This window comes from Aeromonas rivipollensis (assembly GCF_037811135.1).
Taxonomy (GTDB): Bacteria; Pseudomonadota; Gammaproteobacteria; order Enterobacterales; family Aeromonadaceae; genus Aeromonas; species Aeromonas rivipollensis.
Map to the genome: position 1 here is coordinate 3776736 of NZ_CP149130.1, position 19885 is coordinate 3796620.

Annotated in this window: 16 protein-coding genes; 9 read left to right on the forward strand and 7 right to left on the reverse strand. The window is 64.5% G+C overall.

Annotation, left to right across the window (positions count from 1 at the left end; genetic code table 11):
* Positions 1–46 precede the first annotated feature (46 nt).
* Entirely contained in the window at positions 47–802 is a 756-nt protein-coding gene (locus tag WIR04_RS17135) for an enoyl-CoA hydratase-related protein (RefSeq protein WP_338888523.1), read from the forward strand.
* Here the strand turns inward: WIR04_RS17135 and WIR04_RS17140 are convergent.
* On the reverse strand, positions 795–1223 hold the full coding sequence (locus WIR04_RS17140) for a DUF2753 family protein (RefSeq protein ID WP_338888525.1): 429 nt from the start codon (positions 1221–1223) through the stop codon (positions 795–797). The genes WIR04_RS17135 and WIR04_RS17140 overlap by 8 nt on opposite strands.
* A 293-nt stretch (positions 1224–1516) precedes the next feature.
* Here WIR04_RS17140 and WIR04_RS17145 point away from each other — a divergent pair, with 293 nt between their 5' ends.
* Entirely contained in the window at positions 1517–2182 is a 666-nt protein-coding gene (locus WIR04_RS17145; protein WP_338888527.1) for a CatB-related O-acetyltransferase, read from the forward strand.
* Positions 2183–2218: 36 nt separating this feature from the next.
* On the opposite strand, the gene WIR04_RS17150 is transcribed toward WIR04_RS17145, so the two are convergent.
* Entirely contained in the window at positions 2219–2926 is a 708-nt protein-coding gene (locus tag WIR04_RS17150; protein WP_338888529.1) for a ParB-like protein, read from the reverse strand.
* A gap of 174 nt (positions 2927–3100) precedes the next feature.
* Between WIR04_RS17150 and WIR04_RS17155 the strand changes: the two genes are divergently transcribed.
* The 4 genes from WIR04_RS17155 to WIR04_RS17170 all read left to right on the forward strand — a co-directional run bounded on the left by WIR04_RS17155 (position 3101) and on the right by WIR04_RS17170 (position 7323).
* Positions 3101–4705, forward strand: coding sequence for a peptide ABC transporter substrate-binding protein (locus WIR04_RS17155; RefSeq protein WP_338888531.1), 1605 nt, complete (start codon positions 3101–3103; stop codon positions 4703–4705).
* Between the two features lie 109 nt (positions 4706–4814).
* Positions 4815–5114, forward strand: a complete 300-nt coding sequence (locus tag WIR04_RS17160; protein ID WP_025325786.1) for a hypothetical protein — start codon at positions 4815–4817, stop codon at positions 5112–5114.
* 167 nt (positions 5115–5281) lie between these two features.
* Entirely contained in the window at positions 5282–6841 is a 1560-nt protein-coding gene (locus WIR04_RS17165) for a PAS domain-containing methyl-accepting chemotaxis protein (RefSeq protein WP_338888533.1), read from the forward strand.
* 101 nt (positions 6842–6942) lie between these two features.
* On the forward strand, positions 6943–7323 hold the full coding sequence (locus WIR04_RS17170) for a hypothetical protein (RefSeq protein ID WP_338888535.1): 381 nt from the start codon (positions 6943–6945) through the stop codon (positions 7321–7323).
* 88 nt (positions 7324–7411) lie between these two features.
* Here WIR04_RS17170 and WIR04_RS17175 read toward each other — a convergent pair whose 3' ends face one another.
* The 3 genes from WIR04_RS17175 to tpx form a co-directional block, all read right to left on the reverse strand.
* Complete coding sequence (locus WIR04_RS17175; protein WP_338888537.1) at positions 7412–8908, reverse strand: alkaline phosphatase D family protein; 1497 nt, start codon at positions 8906–8908, stop codon at positions 7412–7414.
* A 109-nt stretch (positions 8909–9017) separates the two neighbouring features.
* Entirely contained in the window at positions 9018–10238 is a 1221-nt protein-coding gene (locus WIR04_RS17180; RefSeq protein ID WP_338888539.1) for a DEAD/DEAH box helicase, read from the reverse strand.
* A 189-nt stretch (positions 10239–10427) separates the two neighbouring features.
* Positions 10428–10928 (reverse strand): thiol peroxidase, encoded by a 501-nt coding sequence (tpx, locus tag WIR04_RS17185; RefSeq protein ID WP_042044238.1) that lies wholly within the window; start codon positions 10926–10928, stop codon positions 10428–10430.
* 223 nt (positions 10929–11151) lie between these two features.
* Between tpx and WIR04_RS17190 the strand changes: the two genes are divergently transcribed.
* Positions 11152–13560: a zinc/cadmium/mercury/lead-transporting ATPase gene (locus WIR04_RS17190; protein ID WP_338888542.1), complete on the forward strand. Its 2409-nt coding sequence runs from the start codon at positions 11152–11154 to the stop codon at positions 13558–13560.
* 210 nt (positions 13561–13770) lie between these two features.
* Here WIR04_RS17190 and pulA read toward each other — a convergent pair whose 3' ends face one another.
* Positions 13771–17808: a pullulanase-type alpha-1,6-glucosidase gene (gene pulA / locus WIR04_RS17195; RefSeq protein ID WP_338888544.1), complete on the reverse strand. Its 4038-nt coding sequence runs from the start codon at positions 17806–17808 to the stop codon at positions 13771–13773.
* Between the two features lie 267 nt (positions 17809–18075).
* Here pulA and WIR04_RS17200 point away from each other — a divergent pair, with 267 nt between their 5' ends.
* Entirely contained in the window at positions 18076–18489 is a 414-nt protein-coding gene (locus WIR04_RS17200) for a hypothetical protein (protein ID WP_111913645.1), read from the forward strand.
* A 31-nt stretch (positions 18490–18520) separates the two neighbouring features.
* On the opposite strand, the gene WIR04_RS17205 is transcribed toward WIR04_RS17200, so the two are convergent.
* A complete protein-coding gene (locus WIR04_RS17205; RefSeq protein ID WP_338888547.1) occupies positions 18521–19531 on the reverse strand; it encodes a cation diffusion facilitator family transporter in 1011 nt (336 codons plus the stop codon).
* Between the two features lie 71 nt (positions 19532–19602).
* Here WIR04_RS17205 and WIR04_RS17210 point away from each other — a divergent pair, with 71 nt between their 5' ends.
* A complete protein-coding gene (locus WIR04_RS17210; RefSeq protein ID WP_025325776.1) occupies positions 19603–19878 on the forward strand; it encodes a metal/formaldehyde-sensitive transcriptional repressor in 276 nt (91 codons plus the stop codon).
* Positions 19879–19885 lie beyond the last annotated feature (7 nt).

The following is a 19885-nucleotide window of genomic DNA, read 5'->3' on the forward strand; positions in this document are numbered from 1 at the left end:
CCCCTGTGGCAAGCTTTTGGCAGCCCCCGAACACAAGGATTCAGACATGGCCCTCACAATTCTGGCCGAGCAGCAGGATGGCTTGCTCCTCCTGACCCTCAACCGGCCGGACAAGCGCAATGCCCTCAACACCGAGATGTACCTGGCCCTCACCGAGGCCTTTCGGCAGGCCGCCCTGGACGAGAGCGTGCATGTGGTGTTGCTGCAAGGGCAGCAGGAGTGCTTCACCGCGGGCAATGATCTCGCGGACTTCATGGGCAAGAGCTGCCTGGAAGCGGATGACCCCATCTTGCAGTTCCTCCACACCCTGGCCGACTTCCCCAAACCGGTGATCGCCGCCGTGGGCGGCCCGGCGGTGGGCATAGGCACCACCCTGCTGCTGCACTGCGATCTGGTCTATCTGGGGGAGAACGCCCGGCTGCAACTGCCCTTCGTCGAGCTGGGGCTGGTGCCGGAATTTGCCTCAAGCCTCTTGCTGCCCCGCGCCGTGGGCCACCTGAAGGCGGCGGAGCTGCTGTTGCTGGCCGAGGCCATAGACGCCGGGGAGGCGCTGCGGCTCGGGCTGGCCAACCGGGTGCTGGCGGTGGAGGAGCTGCTCCCCTTCGCCCGGGCCCAGGGAGTGAAGCTCGCGGCCAAGCCGCCCAAGGCACTGCAAAAGAGCAAGGCGCTGCTCAAGCAGGAGCTCAGGCAGGCGGTGCATTTCGTCATCGATCTGGAGGCCCGCGCCTTCTCCCTCGCCCTGCAAGGGGAGGAAGCCCAGAGCCGCATCGCACGGCGGCTCGGGCGCACAACCGCTAGTTGAGGCGAAAGCGGCCTATCAACTCGCAGCCCTGCACCTTGTCCTGCACCTGGATCAGCCTGGCGATCTCGGGGTTGGGGTGGCGCTTCAAGAAGGAGAGCAGGGCGGCGCGGCAGCAGCCCAGCTCGCTGATGAGGGACTCGCACTCCCGGTTCGGACACTGGGGCACCAGGGCGGTGACCAGCTCGGAGGCGAGCTTGAGGTAGCGCAGCTCATAGGCGGGCTCCTCCATGGCACGCCAGAAGTCGGCCATACGGTGACAGGTGGCGACCCGCATGCTGGCCAGTTCGTCCAGATCCCCGGACGCCAGCTCATACACCTCACCCAGGGCCTGCTGATAGAGGCAGATGGCCGTGCCCAGTGCCCCCTTGCCAAGGGCATTCTCCGCCTCCAGCATGTAACGCTGCCAGTTCTGATTCGTCATTGTCCTCTCTCCTGCCGATACGAGTGGAGCCTGTATCATGGCTAATCGAGAATAAATATCAACCAGACCCTTTGTGCAGGTTTTGACCAACCCCTCCCCCTGCGCCTTGGCATCGCCCTCCCCATCCCTTACCATCCAGCTTCTTCTGTCGGGAGCCCTTCCTCATGCAACGACCCCGTTTACCCCAGGCGCTGGGCTGCTCCACCCTGTGCGTGCCCCGCCTGCTGGTCTGGATCTATTAGCTGCGCCAATCCGCACATCCAATACCGATCCATTCAACGAGGAACACAGCCATGCCCATCTGCCAACATTGGTCGCAGGTCGAGTACCTGCACCTGACGGTGACCAATCCCAACATCTGCCTCAAGGGGCGACACAGCTACTACTCTGGCGCCTGGGACGGCCCCTTCGAAGAGGAAGCCGTGCGCTATTTGTACGGCGACAGCTTCAGCCGCAGCCCGGAGACCGGCTGGGAGCCGCTCTGGCACATCGACCGGCTCCATCTCGGCGACTACGTGCAGATAGCCGCCGGGGTGAAGATCATCATGGGGGGCAACCACACCCACAACACCGACTTCATCAGCACCTATCCGTTCGCCGAGATGGCGGCGCTCAAGCGCAGCTACAGACCCGCGGGCGATACCCGCATCGGCAATGACGTCTGGATCGGCATGGAAGCCATGATCATGCCGGGTGTCACCATAGGGAATGGCGCCATCATAGCTGCCCGGGCCCTGGTCAATCAGGATGTGCCGCCCTATGCCATGGTGGCGGGTACCCCGGCCAGGGTGGTGCGGATGCGCTTTGGCGAAAACGAGATTGCCCGGCTGCAGGCGATCGCCTGGTGGGATTGGCCGGATGACAAGGTGCAGGCCCTGCTGCCGCTGATCCAGCAAGGAGAGGTGGCCCTGCTGGAACAGGCCGCCGCCCGCTGGCAAGGTGCCAGTCAGGGATTGTGACGAGGGGGCGCCTGGGCGCCCCTTCCTGATCCCGCGTCAGCTGCCGCTGCGTGGCGGGTTGAGGCGACACTGCTTGCCGGGATAGCCAGGCAAGGCACTGGCCTTGCTATTGCAGGCCAGGCGCTTGGCCTCGGCGAGGCGATCCGCCAGATTGGCGGCATTGACCGGCTGCCAGGCCATCTGCTGACCGAGCCAGCTGGCCCAGGCGAACTCGACGAAGTAGACCTGATCCTGCTTGCTGAAGTAGCCCGCATCCTGCAGCAGGCCCGCCAGGGTACGGTAGGGATAATCCGGCAGCTCGCCGATATGGCCGGGCAGCTGTTCCGGGGTGAGCGGCTGGCCCCGCTCATCCTTGAGCCAGGCCCAGTGATTGTTCTGCATCTGGCTCCAGAAGCTGGCCCTGTCCTGCAAGCGAGCGATCACCTTGACCCTCACCGTCTTCACCCCCTGTTGCCACAGCGCCTTGGTCAGGTGATGCCTGTCCACCAGCCAGTAGCCGCCATCGGGGGCTATGACCACGGGTATCTCTTTCTTTTTCATCAGCTTGTCGAGTTGCTTCTCGCTCTTGTCCGCCAGTTCAGCCACTGTGGTGTCGACCTGCAACTGCCCCACCCCGCCCTGAGTCGGATGCAGTTGATCTATGCTCACCTCGCACCAGCTCCCCACCTGGCTGCCCTTCTCGCAAGGGACCAGTGCCCAGGCACCCTGGCTCAGCACACAGGCCAATAAGATCCATACTCTCATCGTTTACTCCTCTTGCCCGCGCTCAGGGCGGGTGCACATAGGGTTGCAGCCCCGGATATAATGGGACTCACTCTGGCGGTCTGACCAGCAAAGGGGATATCATGATTCCCCGTCTGCCGGCGATGAATTCTCGCCGAGTTTTCTCCTCGCTTCACACAATTTGAAGGATTCGCCATGAAAGGATGGAGCCCCCTGCTGGCCCTGCTGGGCTGTGTCTGTGTCCAGGCCGCCGACGTGCCGGCTGGCACCCAACTCGCCGCCGAACAGGCCGTCGTGCGTCATCTCAAGGACGAACCGACCAGCCTGAGCCCCCTCAAACTGGTCGGCCTGCCCGAACTGCAGGTATTGCGGGATCTCTATGAGGGGCTCTTGACCCAGGGGGCGGACGGCAAGGTACTACCCGGTGTGGCCGCGAGCTGGGAGAGCAAGGACAACCGGCAGTTCACCTTCCATCTGCGGCCGGATGCCCGCTGGTCCAACGGGGATCCGGTGCGCGCCAGCGACTTCGTCTACGGTTGGCGCAAGCTGGTGGACCCCAAAGAGGCGGCCACCTTCGCCTGGTTTGCCCAGCTGGCCCACTTCGACAAGGTGGACGAGATAGTCGAGGGCAAGCTGCCTCCCGAGGCGCTCGGGGTGCAAGCCCTGGATGAGCACACCCTGCAGGTGACCCTCTCACAGCCGGTGCCCTACTTCCTGAGCCTGCTGACCCATCCCAGCCTCTCCCCCCTGCACAGGGCCAGCATGGAGCAATATGGCAACCAGTGGACCCAGCCGGGCAAGCTGGTTGGCAACGGCGCCTTCGTCCTGAGCCACAGGGTGGTGAACGAGAAGCTGGAGTTGACCCCCAACCCCTATTACTGGGATCGCGCCCATACGGTACTGACCAAGGTCACCTTCGTCCCCATCAATCAGGAGAGTGCCGCCACCAACCGCTATCTGGCGGGGGATCTGCACATCACCGAATCCTTCCCCAAGGAGCAGTACCACAAGCTGATGAAGCAGATCCCGGGGGAGGTTTATACCCCGGAGCAGCTTGGCACCTATTACTACGCCTTCAACACCCAGCGGGCTCCCCTGAACGACGTGCGGGTGCGTCAGGCGCTCTCCTACACCATCGATCGAGCGCTCATCGCCGACAAGGTGCTGGGCACCGGGGAAAAACCCGCCTATCACTTCACCCCGGACGTGACCGCCGGCTTCGTCCCCAAGCCCAACCTGCTCTCCACCAGCAGCCAGCAGGCGCTGGACGAGAAGGCCAGGGCGCTGCTGACAGAGGCGGGCTATGGTCCAGGCAACCCCCTCAAGCTCACCCTGCTCTACAACACGGCTGAAATTCACAAGAAGATGGCGCTGGCCATCGCCAACCTGTGGAAGCAGAAGCTGGGGGCCCGGGTCGAGCTCACCAATCAGGAGTGGAAAACCTACCTCGACAGCCGCCAGAGCGGCCAGTTCGAGGTGATCCGCTCCTCCTGGGTCGCCGATTACAACGACCCTTCCGCCTTCCTCGGTCTGTGGGGATCCCACCACAGCGGCAACATGGCCCGCTTCGCCAACCCCGGTTACGACGCCCTGCTGACCCGGGCGGCCAGCAGCCAGGATCCCGCCGAGCGGGCACGCCTGTTCGACGAGGCCGAGGCCATCTTGCAGGAGGAGGCGCCCATCGCTCCCATCTACCAGTACACCAACGCCCGTCTGATCAAGCCCTGGCTCAAGGGCTATCCCATCAACAACCCGGAAGACGTGGCCTACAGCCGCCAGCTCTACCTCGTCAAGCACTGATCCCTCGGGGGCCAGCCCGGCTGGCCCCCTCTTCGCACTGTACCCATTCAAGTTCCCGGCATAAAATGCCGCCTCTCTTCGTCCATCAGTCCGTCAGATAGATCTCCCTATGCGTTGTCTGCTCCTGCTTGCCCTGTTGTTTGCCCTCCCCGCCAAGGCCGCCGATGAAAGCCAATGCCGCCAGGCCTTCCTCGAATGGATGCTGAGCCAGCAGAAGCAGTTCAGCGATCGCAAGGCCAGCAAGATGGAGCGCCGCAATGCCGAGCGGGCCATCGATCAGGCCCGTGACGAGTTCGCCAAGCAGGAGAGCTTCTGCCAGGCCATGGCCTGGGTCTCCCGCGATCAGAGCCAGGATCCCCGCTTCAAGCCCCGGACGGGGGAGATCCACGACTTCACCCCCCGCAGTTGACCCCGCCCTGAAGTCGCCCTTCATCTACTACTTTTTTCAGTCGTCATAGTGTTGGTTTATTGACCCAAGCCAAGATGGCCACTTGGGTCGTCCCTACAATGAAGCCGTAACAACAACACACAATAAAAACAAACTTATCAGTTACTTGGCTCATTCAGGATGCGCACATGACCATCACCCGACAAGAAGGGGAGATCCGTTTCCCCGATCACATTTCATTGATTTCGACCACGGACCCCGCCAGCCAAATCACCTATGCCAACCAGCATTTCTGCGACGTGGCTGGCTACAGCGCCGCCGAGATGGAAGGGGTTCCCCACAACCTGGTGCGCCACCCCGACATGCCCAGGGCCGCCTTCGCCGACATGTGGCAGCGGCTGCAGCAAGGCAAGAGCTGGATGGGACTGGTGAAGAACCGTGCCAAGAGCGGCCAGTTCTACTGGGTCAATGCCTACGTCACCCCCATCCTCAACGAACGTCAGCAGATCATCGAATACCAGTCGGTGCGCACCCGCCCCCAGGATCACGACATCGCCTGGGCGGAGCGACTCTATGCCAGGATCCGGGCGGGCAAGGCACTGCCCTGGCAGAGTCGCTTCACCCTGGAGCCGGGGCAACTCAGCCTGCTGCTCTCGGGCACCGCCCTGGTCGGCATGGGGGTCAGCCTGATGACGGGTCAGGCCGGATGGGGCGGGCTCACCCTGCTCTGCCTGCTGGCCCAGATGGGGCATGGCTGGCACCTGCAACAGCGGCTGGCCCGGCTGCTGGCCATGGCGGGGGAGGATCTGGGCACGCCCCTCTGTCAGGTGCTCTATGCCAGACGACGGGACAGCCTGGCGGCCCTCGAACTCTTGCTGCGCATGAAGAAGGCCGAGCTCAGGGCCGTGGTGGGGCGCAGTGCCGATACCAACCAGCAGATCCTGCAGGCGGCGGAAGATGACAGGGGACATATCCAGACCATAGACACCCACCTGCAGCAGCAGCGGGCCCAGAGCGAGCAGCTGGCCGCCGCCATCACCCAGATGAGCCAGTCGATCCGCGACGTGGCCAACAACGCCCATCAGGCCAACGCCCTGGTGAGCGAGGTGCAGCAGGTGTCAGCCAGCGGCCAGCAGGCGCTGGCCACCACCCGCGCCTCGGTCAACCAGCTCCACCAGGAGCTGGATGCCAGCCAGGGGGTATTGGCGCGCCTGACCCAGGACAGCCAGAAGATCAGCGGGATCCTGGAGGTGATCGGGCAGATCGCGGATCAGACCAACCTGCTCTCCCTCAACGCGGCCATAGAGGCGGCCCGGGCCGGCGAGCAGGGGCGCGGCTTTGCGGTGGTGGCGGACGAGATCCGGGCGCTGGCCCAGAAGACCCGCAGCTCCACCGGCGAGATCAGCGACATGATAGGGGCGCTGCAGCAGAGTACCCGGCAGCTCTCCGACGGCATGACCCAGGGGGCCCAGACCTCTGTCCTCTGCCAGCAGCACATGGGCGCCACCGCCGAGGTACTCGACCAGATCAACCAGATGCTGGCCCAGGTGACCCACACCAGCGACGAGATAGCCCAGGCGGTCAGCCAGCAGGCGGATGTGACCAGCACCCTGGATCAGGGCATTCACCAGATCCACCAGCTGGCCAGCCACACCGCCGACAACAGCAGGCAGGCCCTCGATGGCATCACCCTGCTGGTGGAGCGGCTGCAGAACCTCTCCCGCCTGATCAACCAGTTCCACGACTGAGCTTGCCCCCCCTGTAGCCCGGCGCGTCTCTGGACGCGCTGCCCTTTCCCTTCCGACACGCCGCTGACCCCTTCATCTCCTTGTCACGAAAATCTGGGTGAATGGATCCCGTTCCCCTGCTCCCGGCGAGCCTCGACAAGGATCCCATGATGCCCAAGCCTCTCGGTTATGCCGCCCTGTTGAGTATGCTGTTGCTGCTCCATCTGGCCTGGCAGGAGCCCTCTCCCGGCGGGATATGGCAAGGGTGGGAAGAGGCGATGCGGGGAAGCCTGAGCCGCCACTTCCCGCAGGCCGAGGGCAGCATGGCGCTGTGGCTGCCAGCGGAGCAAGGTGCCCGCTATCAGCAACGGCTGGCCGAACTGGAGCAGCAGCTGACGGCGAGCCGGGGTGCCATGGGCGGCGAGCGCTGGCAGCAACACAGGGAGGAGGTATTGAGCCAGTGGCGGCGTGACTTCTTCGCTCAGGAGCAGGCTCAGCGCTAGACCAACCACCGAGCGGCGCCATGCGGTGCCAACTATTAGCCAGAAAGAAGGGCCCATGTGCGGGCCCTTCTCTTGTCACACAAAGCCATCAGGCCAGGGGATAGCTGGCATCCAGCGCGTTCTCACAGCGCCAGTTGGCCCAGAGCTTGCCATCGCTGCCCATCTGCAGGGTGGCGAAGTTGCGGGTGCGCAGATAGACGGGGGCGCCAAACGGCTTGATGAGCTCGGTGCGGATCAGCCGGCTCTCGTCGAGGTATTCGGGGTTGTCGTTGGTCATGGCGAGGATCCCCGTCCACTGGAACTGGGTCGGGCAAGGATGCACTATGCCGGAGGAGACCAGCTGGTGCACATTCAGCCCTCCCTTCACCCGCCTGTCCTGGATGACGCCGAGACAGCCCACATGCACATCGCCGGACAGGATCAGGGTCTTCGACTCGACCTTGCCAACCTTGTCGTTCTTGCGCCGCAAGCGGGCATTGTCCAGCAGCCGCATGATGAGGCGAGCCCGCTCCCCCTCGTGGGCCTTGGCGCGCCAGTGATCCTTGAGATCGTCGGTCAACTCCTCTTCCCAGGGGGTGGCATCCATCGCCGCCTCGGTGAAGGAGAAGTCCCGATAGACCACGGGCACCCCTGTCATCACCAGCAGGTGCCCCGAGTCGCAAGCGGCCAGCGCTGCATTCACCTGATCCCACTGCTCCCGGCTCATAACCTGGGTCAGGGTACGGGTCGCCCTGCTATCCAGGGCCAGGATCTGGTAGCCCCTAAAGCTCAGCCGCCAGGAGTGATTGCCCAGGCTGGCATCGAGCAGTGAAGCATTGGCGCCGGAGCGTAGCTGGAACAGCCGGAAGTATTTGGCCGCGGCGGCGTAGATGGCCTGATAGACCTCGCAGCCCTGCAGGTCGGCGGGGTAGCTGCCCCAGCCATCGAAGATGTCGTGATCGTCCCACATCATGGCGCTGGGAATGGAGGCCAGCATGCGCGCCACCTCGGGGCGGCCCCACTGCTTGCAGTAGAGCTCGCAATAGAAGCGGTCGAGCTGCTCCGCCATGGTCCGGGTCGCCTTGCGTTTGACCTTGTCCGCCCGATCCAGCTCGTTCCAGGTCTTGAGGGTCGGCACCGTGGTCCAGAGGGAATCGGCATAGACCTGATCCCCGCCCATCAGCAGCAGAGCGAAGGGGTTGTCCCCGTGCTCGGCGGCCAGCCTGTCCCACATGGCGTAGGGCCTGGGGGTGGAGGTGAGCAGCTTGAAGTCGGAGAAACCGTTGCAGGAGGCATAGCCGATGTGCACCTTGTCCTGTTTCCCCGGCAGATGAAACTGCCACTGGCTGGCCCCCGCCAGATCCTGGGCAGGTTCCCCATCCAGCAGGATCTCGTAGCCAACGGTGCTGCCCTCGGCCTTCAGGGGCGCCTTCCAGACCGCTCGCCAGAAGCCCCCCTTGGGGGTGTCCGCCTGCTTGCTGGCGGCCAGCGACTTGCCATTGACCCTGACGCTGGCCTCCTTGCAGCTCGCCTCCGCCAGAAAACAGAGACTGTATTGCGTCTCCGACTCTAACCCCAACAGGGGGCCCATTACCAAAGCTGCCATCCGCTATCTCTCCATGATTGAACCCATGGAGCATAGTGAAATCGGTGCCTTTTGATACTGCCCAGCCGGGCAGCCGGGCCGAAAACCAGCCTGGAGGGCTAGGGAAGCGTCAGACCTTGCCCTTGAACTGCTTGACGCTGCGCTTGTTGGCGGTACGGCGGTTCGCCTGCTTGTCCCGAGGGGCCCGTTTGCCCTCCCCGCTCGCAGGCTGGTCGGTGACCGGGAAGCCTTCAAGCTCGGCCAGCGGCAGCGCACGACCGGTCAGGGTGCGGATGGCCGCGAGCGTCTCGGCCTCGCCGTGGCAGACCAGCGACATGGCCAGCCCCTTGCGACCGGCGCGGGCGGTGCGGCCGATGCGATGCACATAGACGGGGGCATTGGCGGGCAAGTCCAGGTTGATCACCACCGGCAACGCCTCCACATGGATGCCGCGCGCCATCAGATCCGTGGCCACCAGCACCCGCACCTTGCCCGCCTTGAAATCGGCAAGCGCCTGCTCCCGCACCACCTGATCCTTCTCCCCGTGCAGGGCCGCCACCGCTATGCCCGCCTTGGCGAGCTTTCTGGCCACGGCGTCGGCATCGTCCCTGGCGCTGATAAACACCAGCACCTGGGACCACTCCTGCCCCTTGAGCAAGGCGATCAGCGCCGGCACCTTGCTGCTCTTGTTGACCAGATGGAGCCGCTCCTCGATGTCGTCGGCCACGCTGTTGCGAGGATCCGCCTCCACCCGCACCGGCTCGTTCAGCAGGCTGCTGGCCAGGGTTTCGAGCTCGGGGGGCAGAGTGGCGGAGAACAGCAGGGTCTGCCGCTCGGGCGGCATGGTATTCATCAGCCACTGGATGTCGGGCCAGAAGCCCATCTCCAGCAGGCGATCCGCCTCATCCAGCACCAGAGCACGGAGGTTGCTCAGTCCCAGCAGCCGCTGGGCCAGCAAGTCCCGCAGTCGCCCCGGGGTCGCCACCAGCAGTTGCGGCCCCAGGGCCAGCTCGGCCTGTTGCTGCTCCTGGGACACCCCGCCACACAGGGTCAGGAGACGCAGCCCCAGCGCCTCGGCCACCCCTTGCAGCGCCGCGCTCACCTGGGTCGCCAGCTCCCGGGTCGGTACCAGCACCAGCCCCTGCACCCGGTCGGATGCCGCGTCCAGCCCTTGCAGCAGCGGCAGGCCGAATGCCAGTGTCTTGCCGCTGCCGGTCCTGGCCAGCGCCAGCAGATCCCGCCCTGCCAGAGCGGCAGGAATGGCCAGCTGCTGGATGCGGGTCGGGGTATGCAATTCGGCAGGCAGGGCGGCCAGCAAGGCGGGATCGAGGTGGAGTTCGTTAAAAGTCATGGGGCTACGCGGCAGGAAGAAGTGGGAGGCGAAGTCTAGCCAGCCTGACCCCATAAGTAAAAGGTCGGTGAGAAGAAGTGGGGGGTATAAGGGCCAGTCAGTCTGAACACCTCAACCTCGAGGGCCACTGCGCCCGCAATAAAAACGGCCTGCATCGGCAGGCCGTCGGCAATCAGGGCAAGACGAAACTTACAGAGCGGCCAGGGCGGCGGCGTAGTTCGGCTCGTCGGCCACTTCGGCCACCAGCTCGCTGTGCAGCACCTTGTCGTTTTCATCCAGCACCACGATGGCACGGGCAGCCAGACCCACCAGCGGGCCGGAGGAGAAGGCCACGCCGTAGTCCTGCAGGAAGGAGACGCCACGCAGGGTGGAGAGGTTCACCACCTTGTCCAGACCCTCGGCGCCGCAGAAACGAGCCTGGGCGAACGGCAGATCCGCGGAGATGCAGAGCACCACTGTGTTGTTCAGGGCGCTGGCCTGCTCGTTGAACTTGCGCACGGAAGTGGCGCAGGTCGGGGTGTCGACACTCGGGAAGATGTTCAGGATCTTGCGCTTGCCGGCGAAGGTCGCCAGGGTCGCATCGGACAGATCGCCAGCAACCAGGGAGAAGGGCTTGGCCTGCTCACCGGCAACGGGGAAGTGGCCGGAGACGGAGACGGGGTTGCCTTGCAGGGTGACGGTATTGCTCATGTTAGGTCCTTGATTATCGATGGGGGATCCAGGGTTCCCAGTATAGGCCCAGCGGCAGGGGACAAACACCCGCTAACAAGAGGGATTTGTTGTCGTACTCGCTTACCCGTCCCGAAGAGATGGAGAGGATAAGGGCTTGACCTTGGACTTAACACCAATGTTTACACTGGGCTCAGACACAAGGGATCCCGCAGGGGCGGGATCCACTCAAGAGGGACTCATCATGAGCAAATCCTGCTGCAGCCATTCCCATGCCGCTCCCATCAAGGCGGTCAGCAAGGCAGCCGCGCCTCAAGCCGAGCACAGCCACGACAGCCACTGCTGCGACAATGTCGCCTCTGCCAGTTGTTGCGCCAGCCCGGCGCCCCAGGATCACCAGGCGCACGGGGTAGACGAGGGGCCCGGGGATGAAGACCCCCCCATAGGCCATGACGCCGGGGACAAGCCTTCTCATCCTCACGACCATGATCATCGCGCCCATGGAGCGGCGGCCGAGGGCCCCCTGCCCGCACCGACCCGCGACAGTCGCCGCCACAGCTGGCAGGTGCTGGGGATGGACTGCCCCAGCTGCGCCCGCAAGATAGAGACAGCCGTCAGCCGCGTCGAGGGCGTCACCCAGGCGCGAGTGCTGTTCGCCACCGAGAAGCTGGTGGTGGATCTCGCCCCGGGGCTCTCCCCCGACCCCGTCACCGCCGCCGTGCTGGCCGCGGGCTTCCGGCTCAAGGGCGAGGCCAGTGCCAAGGCCGCCGATGACAAGCATCGCAGCCCCTGGCTGGCGACACTGGGCAACTTGTTCGGCAAATATGGGCAGCCCCTGTCACTCGCAACCCTGATGGGGGTGGCCGCCCTGCTGCCGGCCCAGTTCGGCCAGCCGCTCTTTACCCTGGCGACCCTTTGGGGGCTCTGGCCAGTGGCTCGCAAGGCCTGGGCATTGACCAAGAGCGGCTCCCCCTTCGCCATCGAGACCCTGATGACGGTGGCGGCGCTCGGCGCCCTCTTCCTCGGGGAGACCGCCGAGGCGGCCATGGTGCTGCTGCTCTTCATGCTGGGGGAACATCTGGAAGCCTACGCCGCCGGCCGTGCCCGCGCCGGTGTCACCGCCCTGATGGCCCTGGTGCCCGACAAGGCGCTGCGCATTAGTACCACCGCAGAAGGTGAAATACGGGAAGAGGTGGCCGCCGATGAACTGCGCCCGGGCGACATCATCGAAATCGCCCCCGGCGCCCGCTTAGCCGCAGACGCCCGCCTGATCGATGCCCTCGGCGCCTTTGACGAGAGCGCCCTGACCGGCGAGTCCATCCCGGTGGAACGCCGCCAAGGTGACAAGGTGCCCGCCGGCAGTCTGGCCGCGGATCGGGTGCTGCGCCTCGAGGTGGTCTCCGAGCCCGGCAACAACGCCATCGACCGCATCCTGCACCTCATCGAGGAGGCCGAGAGCCAGCGCGCCCCCATAGAGCGCTTCATCGACCGCTTCAGCCGCTGGTACACCCCGGCCATGATGCTGGTCGCCCTGCTGGTGATGCTGGTCCCCCCGCTGGCCTTCGGTCAGGGCTGGGATGAGTGGATCTACCGCGCCCTGGCGCTGCTGCTCATCGGCTGCCCCTGCGCCCTGGTGATCTCCACCCCGGCGGCGGTGACCTCGGCCCTGGCGGCGGCAACCCGGCAAGGAGCCCTGATCAAGGGCGGTGCGGCCCTGGAGCGACTGGCCCATATAGACACAGTCGCCTTTGACAAGACAGGCACCCTGACCCTGGGCAAGCCGCAGCTGACCGAGCTGACAAGCCTCGATGGCCGACCGGAGGCCGAACTGCTGGCCCTGGCCGCCGCCATAGAGCAGGGTTCCCACCACCCCCTGGCCCGCGCCGTGGTGGCTGCCGCGAGCGAGCAGGGACTGACCCTGGCCAACGCCCGGGATCTGCGCGCCCTGCCCGGCATGGGGGTGGAGGGGCGCATCGACGGCACCCTCTGGCAACTGCTGGCCCCGAGCCGGGTTCCCGCTCTGGGCGAGGCAATCGAGGGGCAGATCGCCGCCCTGGAGCGTCAGGGCAAGACGGTGATTTTACTCTGCCGGATGGGAGAGGCGCCCAGTGCCCTGCTGGCGTTGCGGGACCAGATCCGGCCAGAGGCCGCGGCGGCTCTGCGGGAACTCAAGGCGCTGGGGCTTGGCAGCATGATGCTGACCGGGGACAACCCGCGCGCCGCCGAGGCCATTGCCGGTGAGCTCGACATGGAGTGGCGGGCCAGCCTGTTGCCCCAGGACAAGGTGGAGGAGATAGCCAGACTCGCAAAGACCCGCAAGGTGGCCATGATAGGGGATGGCATCAACGACGCCCCCGCCATGAAGCGGGCCAGCATCGGCATCGCCATGGGGGGCGGCACCGACGTGGCGCTGGAGACCGCCGATGCGGCCCTGACCCACAACCAGCTCGGCGGACTGGCCGCCATGATCCGGCTCTCCCGCGCGGCGCTCGCCAACATCCACCAGAACATAGCCCTGGCGCTGGGGCTCAAGGCCATCTTCCTGGTCACCAGCCTGCTCGGCATCACGGGTCTGTGGATAGCCGTGCTGGCGGATACCGGCGCCACCGCCCTGGTCACCGCCAACGCCCTGCGACTGCTGCGCAAGCGCTGAGGCACTTGGCCCGGACAGGCGCAAACAAAAAGCCGCAACCCTGGGTTGCGGCTTTTCTTTATGCGGGCGCCGAGGCTTTGCCCAAAAAATCAAAGCGCGGCTGATGATGGCAGTCCGCGCCTTGTTCTTACTCTCTCGGTTTATCCCACCCTTGGCGAGGTGGAATTCAACCCGGGGCTGCCGAGCCAGCCCCGGACTCGATGGGAAGGCTTACTTGGCACTGCACTCCTGGATCACGGCAGTGCCCGGCTTGGCTGCAGCCGGATCCACCTTCACCAGCACGCTCCACAGACCCTGCGGCAGGGTGATCTTGTTGTTGGCGCTGGCCGGCTGGGAGAAGGCAAACGGATAGCCTGTCTCGGCCTGGACTTCACCACCGCCATTGATCAGGTACTCCTTGCTCCAGTCCTCGTTGGCCACCTTGAACTCTGTGGTGCCGGTGTAGTTGAACGCGACCTGATAGAGGGCGAGATCCCCCTCCATCCCCTTGTAGCTCAGCTGGTACTGAGGCTGGGGATTCCAGCCGGACAGCTCACCCTTGACGAACAGGTTGTAGCCGAGCGGGTTGCCGGCGACCGTGTCCAGTACCTTGCAGCCCTGCACCGGCTCGGTGTAGCTGACGCTCAAGGTCGGCTTGTCCTTGTTCATGGCGGTGAAGACGAACTTGTAGGTACCGGCCTTGGCCAGATCGAGCCCGATATTGCCGGTATCTCCCCCCTTGCACAAGGTCAGCGGCGTGCCCACCACCAGCTTGTCAGCGGCGTTGCAGCTGCCGTAGTTGACCGGCCCCCAGCTGGCGTCGGCGATCTTCACTTCCGTCGTGCCCAGCTTGTCGGTTGCCACTTCGGTGGTGAACTCGTACATGAAGTTGGTGGTGAAGCTCATCGGGTTCGCTTCGCCCCACTCCCCGAGGAAGCCTTTCAGATAGACAGCGGTGTCACCGAAGGGAGGCAGGGTGCTCAGGTCCGTCTTCTTGCCCACCGGCAGACCCGCGCCCTGGGCGCCACTCTGCGGCTTGACGAAGACGGCAGCAGACCAGGCACCGAGCGTCAGCTGGCCGTTGTCATAACCGGCACCACTGGCGATGCTGTCGGCGCCACGATGGGCACCGCTCAGCACCATGCCGGAGAGATCGATGGGCTGGTCATTGCCATCGCGGAAGTCGCCGATGCTCTGGGCAGCATTGGTGGCGTTGATCATCACCACCAGGCCGTCGATGGCGGGATCCAGATCCGCACCCGCGCTCGCACCGTCGTCCACGCTCATCACGATGAGACCCGGCACCTGATCCGGCCCGGTGTTGCGGAAGTCGACCCGCTTGATCACCTCAGCACCGCTGCCAAGACGCAGCAGACGGGAGGATTGACGCAGCTCGGAGAGCTCCTGGTAGAAGCTCACCATCTGCGCCATCTCGGCCGAGCCCGGTTTGGCGTGCTGGCCGAGCACCTGCTCGATCAGCGCGTAGTTGGCCTCGTCCTTGTCCTTGCGCGGCAACCCCTTGTCGAAGTTGTTGTCGCCGAGGGTGTAATCGACCCTGTTGTACCAGTCACCGGAGTCGTAGCTGTCCCGCTCCATGGACTTGGATCGCAACAGTTCTACCCCGGCGTGGGTGAAGGGGATCCCCTGACCCAGCATGGCGGTGGCCAGCGACACCCCCTGCATCCGCACCAGATCGGCCCCTGCGGCTGCCTTGTAGACCAGGTTGTCGAACAGGGTCTGGTTGTCGTGCTTGTCGACATAGTTCTGAACTTCGGTCGGGTCCTGGGCATAGCCCGCCGGTTGACCGTTGTAGTCGATGTCGGCCCCCTTCTTCGGCACGCCGTCCTTGTCGGTCAGCACGAACTCCTTGAGGTTGCCAGCCATGCCGAGGCGCACCAGGTCGGACTGATGCAGGGCGGTGGCGAGATCCACGCCGTCCAGCTCGTTGGCATCCACCAGGGCGCCGTTGCCGAAGCCCTGGGTCTTGCGAATGGCCTCGCCGCCGTCGAACGGGCTGCCGCCGCGCACCGCATCCCGCAGCCGATCGGAGAAGGAGCCGATGCCGGTGCCGGCCAGGTGTTTCTGGGTCGCCTGCACGAAGCGCTTGTCATCCTGCACTTCGCCGAAGTTCCAGCCCTCGCCGTAGAAGTACATCTCGGGGTTGACCTTCTTCACCTCGGCCAGGGCCTGCACCATCTGATCTTTCGGGTGGTGACCCATGAGATCGAAGCGGAAGGCATCGATCTTGTAGTCCCGTGCCCAGGTCACCAGGGAGTCGTCCATCAGCTTGGCGAACATGGCATGTTCAGGCGCCGTGTTGGAGCAGCAGGTGGAGTTCTCGACCGAGCCGGTCTCGGGATTGAGGCGCTGGTAGTACCAGGGCACTATCTTGTCGAGCACGGACTTGGGCCCCAGGCCGGCCTCGTTGGTGTGGTTGTAGACCACGTCCATCACCACGTTCATGCCGATGTTCTGCTTGATGGCCTTGACCATCTCGCGGAACTCCTTGATCCGGGTCGTCCCCTCCGCATCGGTGGCGTAGGAGCCTTCCGGGGTGCTGTAGTGGTAAGGGTCATAACCCCAGTTGAAGGAGTCCACCCCGCGCAGATAGCCGTACAGCTCCTGCACCACAGGATTATCCTTGCTGTCGCTGGCTTGCAGATCTGCCAGCACGGCCTCGATGGTCTGGCCGCCGCCGCAGTGGCTCGCAAACTTGGAGTTCTTGACCTCGGCATTGACCTCGCACAGCTTGCTGAAGTCGTCGCCGATGTTGGCCACCTTGGCCGGATCCTCGTTGACGGTGGCGATGTCGAACACCGGCAGCAGGTGCAGGTGGCTGACGCCGCTCTTGGCCAGGGACTTGAGGTGGGTGACGGGGACGCTGTCGGGCTGGGTCAGGCCGAGGAACTTGCCGCGCTTCTCTGCATCGGTCGAGGCGTCGTTGCCGGTCAAGTCCCGGACATGGGCCTCATAGATGGTGATGTCGGCGGGATTGGCCTGGCTGTGGGGCGCCTTGAGGCTGTCCCAGCCCTCGGGTTTGAGGGCAGGATCGTCGAGATCCACCACCTGACTGAACTCGGAGTTCATGGCCAGGCTCAGGGAGTAGGGGTCGGTCACCTGGTAGGATTCCAGCTTGCGGCTGACCGGATGATAGACCTCGACGGCATAGCGATAGTACTTGCCCACCAGGTCGCTGCCGCCCTGCAGGCTCCAGCTGCCGCTGGCTTCGTCCAGGGTCATGGCGCGTTCGCCGAGGGCCTTGTGCTGCTCGTCAAAGAGCGCCAGCTTGACCGACCTGGCGGTCGGTGCCCAGAGCCGGAAGGTGACGTTGCCCCCCTCGACGATGGCGCCATAGGCCAGCTTGGTGGCGGCATCGGCATAGAGGGCATCGAGGGCACCGGCGCTCTGCACCAGGGTAGCCCCCTGCAACACCCCCTCGTCATCGGTGCCTATGGCCACCAGCTCCCCCTTGAGCAGGGGTTTGAGATCCGCGCCCGATGGCAGGGCAAAGGCAGCGGCATCCTTGAGGTGCGGGTACTTGGCCTGCTGCTCGGCACTGAGGCTGGTCGGGGTCAGCTTGATATAGGGGAAGTCGAATACCCCTTCGGCATTGGCGGTGATGGTGCCTGATTCGGTGTGGTAGAGGCGCACATAGGGCTTGTCCTTGCCTCCTTGCCAGATCAGGGTGTTACCGTCGATGAGGTGGGCACTGGCCCCCGCCACGCCAAAGGCGGCGGTGAAGGCCTCGGCCCGGCTGCCGAAGATCTCGTTCTTGCCCGCGACTATGGCCACAGTGCGATCCGGGTGATCGCTGAAGATCACCTTCATGTCGCTGCCGGTCAGGTTGGCCAGATCGCCGTTGCGCGCGATGAAGTTGATGCAGCCTTCCATCTTGGCCAGCGGCACCACCCAGGCCGGGCCGAAGCTGTCCGCCGCCGCCGGGGTCTTGCTGGCGTCATCCCAACCTGTGTTGAGTCCGCTCTCCGCCGTCCCGCTGCAGGCGTCGTTGTTCCACAGGTGCAGGCTGTGGCTGGCGAAGGGGCCGGTGATCCCGCGCGCCGCGCTGCTCTGGGTATCCACCAGGGCAATCACCGCCTGATCGGGACCGGCCACCAGCAGCTCGGCCGGGGGCTGGACGTTGGGAAGACGAGCGACAGGCTCATCCTGAGGGGTGGGGGTAGGAGTCGAAGAACTGTTGTCGTTACAGCCTGACAAAAGCGCGAGCAGTGAGGCTGTTACCAGCGCCACTTTGGTCTTTTTCATATCCATTTTTTTATAATTCCCGCTGTAGTTGGTCTCGATACTCGAGGTACCCGGTCGTAACCGGGCGATGCCATATTAATCAGCGGAGATTGTTGTAAATGTGAGCGACCGGGCAAAAAAAACCAACCCGTTTCAACAAGATAACGTTTTCATAACGAAAATTGGATCGCGCTCACAGACCCGCCCCCCGCTTTGGGCCCATACCAGCAGAGAGAGGGGTTCATGGCGGAAAAATCAATTTCCGTTCAAATGGATAGCAAGGAGTCATGGCCTATGAAACGGATCGAGGAGCAGGCAAAACGGCTGGATCAGGAGTATCAGGGGATTGCCCAGCTGTTCCACCAATTTTGCCAGCAGGCCGGGGGGCTCGCCGAGCAGTATCACTTCTTCAGCTGGCCCGATTACGAAGAGACGCCGCCCCTCTGCCGGGCCTTCACCCTGCTGGGTGAGCCGCGCGAGCTGCGGCTGCGCTGTCAACCCGGTGAGCGAGGAACCCTGGTCGGCATCATCCAGATCCTGGACGACGAGGGAAAGACCCACGCCAGCCTGGGCTTTCGCGCCGACGGCCACCTGCTGCTGGAGCCGGGTCGACTGCTGGATGATCCCCCTGGGTTGCTGCTCAAGCTGATGCTGGGCTCGCTCTGGCAGGATCAGGCCAAGGGGGAAAACGAGCGCCCGCCACACTGAAGCCAGGCCCCGGGGCCCCGGCTGGCCAGCCTCATCCCTGCGCAATCTCTATGGTCAGGTGCACCAGCTCCTCGTGGATGGCGAGCCGTTCGCGGATCGCCTGGGCCGGGATCGGGACCGCCATTCGCAGCGACAGCACGGCCGCATACTGCACCTGCCCCACCCGCCAGACGTGCAGATCGCGGATCTCGGCGTCAGGCAGTTCGGCTATCACCTCGCGGATCTCCGCCACCAAGGGAGCGTCCATCTCCGCATCCAGCAACACCCGCCCCGTGTCCCGCAGCAACCCCCGGGCCCAGACCGCCACCAGCACGGCCCCCACTATGCCCATCAGGGGATCCAGCCAGTCGGCTCCCCACAGCATGCCCCCCACCAGGGCCAGGATGGCCAGCACAGAGGTCGCCGCATCCGCCAGCACATGGAGGTAGGCGGCACGCAGGTTCAGATCCTGATGGCCGTGACCCTGGGTGTGAGCATGGGAGTGAGCATGATGGTCGTGACCCTGGTGATGATCGTGATGATCGTGATGATCGTGATGATCGTGATGATCGTGATGATCGTGATGATGAGCATGACCGTGGTGATGGCCCTGATCATCCTTGAGCAGCCAGGCGCAGGCCAGGTTCACCAGCAGGCCGACAGTGGCGATGCCGATCGCCTGCTGATAGTGGATAGGGCTGGGATCCAGCAGCCGGGCCACCGACTCGAACAGCATCAGGCCCGCCACCCCCACCAGCAGCAGGGCGCTGCTGAAGCCCCCCAGCACCTCTATCTTCCAGGTGCCGAAGCTGAATCTGTGATCCCGGGCGAAGTGGCGGGCGGCGCGATAGGCCACGACGGAGAGGCCGAGGGCCAGGGCATGGGAGCTCATGTGCCAGCCATCCGCCAGCAGCGCCATGGAGTTGTAGAACCAGCCGCCACCTATCTCCGCCACCATCATGACGAGGGTGAGCAGCACGGCCCAGCGGGTTTTCTGTTCCGCCAGCGGATTCCCTTCATGAACGACGGGTTGCTGGCAGTGGGATGAAGCGAGGGATGACATGGATTTCTCCTGGGCGCGGCAATGATTTATACTATACCCCAGTATAGTTTTATAGCGCGAGAGGATCCTGCATGTCACACACTGTTCATGACAAGAAGAAGCTGCTGGCCAGGGTCAGACGCATCAAGGGACAAGCCGGTGCCCTGGAAAACGCCCTGGAGCAGGAGACAGACTGCGCCGCCATCTTGCAGCAGATCGCCGCCATTCGCGGCGCCGTCAACGGCCTGATGCTGGAGGTGCTGGAAGGCCATATGCGCGAGCACCTGGGGGCACCGGAAGCGACCCCGGCCGAGCGGCTGGAGGATCTGGATCAGGTGGTGAGGGTGCTGCGCTCCTACCTGAAATGAGTGCGCC

Coding starts and splice junctions, on each gene's coding strand:
- WIR04_RS17140 (WP_338888525.1), bottom strand. CDS start 1,223: ATGACGAATCAGAACTGGCAGCGTTACATGCTGGAGGCGGAGAATGCC.
- WIR04_RS17190 (WP_338888542.1), top strand. CDS start 11,152: ATGAGCAAATCCTGCTGCAGCCATTCCCATGCCGCTCCCATCAAGGCG.
- WIR04_RS17200 (WP_111913645.1), top strand. CDS start 18,076: ATGAAACGGATCGAGGAGCAGGCAAAACGGCTGGATCAGGAGTATCAG.
- WIR04_RS17155 (WP_338888531.1), top strand. CDS start 3,101: ATGAAAGGATGGAGCCCCCTGCTGGCCCTGCTGGGCTGTGTCTGTGTC.
- WIR04_RS17180 (WP_338888539.1), bottom strand. CDS start 10,238: ATGACTTTTAACGAACTCCACCTCGATCCCGCCTTGCTGGCCGCCCTG.
- pulA (WP_338888544.1), bottom strand. CDS start 17,808: ATGGATATGAAAAAGACCAAAGTGGCGCTGGTAACAGCCTCACTGCTC.
- WIR04_RS17135 (WP_338888523.1), top strand. CDS start 47: ATGGCCCTCACAATTCTGGCCGAGCAGCAGGATGGCTTGCTCCTCCTG.
- WIR04_RS17150 (WP_338888529.1), bottom strand. CDS start 2,926: ATGAGAGTATGGATCTTATTGGCCTGTGTGCTGAGCCAGGGTGCCTGG.
- WIR04_RS17165 (WP_338888533.1), top strand. CDS start 5,282: ATGACCATCACCCGACAAGAAGGGGAGATCCGTTTCCCCGATCACATT.
- WIR04_RS17205 (WP_338888547.1), bottom strand. CDS start 19,531: ATGTCATCCCTCGCTTCATCCCACTGCCAGCAACCCGTCGTTCATGAA.
- WIR04_RS17210 (WP_025325776.1), top strand. CDS start 19,603: ATGTCACACACTGTTCATGACAAGAAGAAGCTGCTGGCCAGGGTCAGA.
- WIR04_RS17170 (WP_338888535.1), top strand. CDS start 6,943: ATGGATCCCGTTCCCCTGCTCCCGGCGAGCCTCGACAAGGATCCCATG.
- WIR04_RS17175 (WP_338888537.1), bottom strand. CDS start 8,908: ATGGCAGCTTTGGTAATGGGCCCCCTGTTGGGGTTAGAGTCGGAGACG.
- tpx (WP_042044238.1), bottom strand. CDS start 10,928: ATGAGCAATACCGTCACCCTGCAAGGCAACCCCGTCTCCGTCTCCGGC.
- WIR04_RS17145 (WP_338888527.1), top strand. CDS start 1,517: ATGCCCATCTGCCAACATTGGTCGCAGGTCGAGTACCTGCACCTGACG.
- WIR04_RS17160 (WP_025325786.1), top strand. CDS start 4,815: ATGCGTTGTCTGCTCCTGCTTGCCCTGTTGTTTGCCCTCCCCGCCAAG.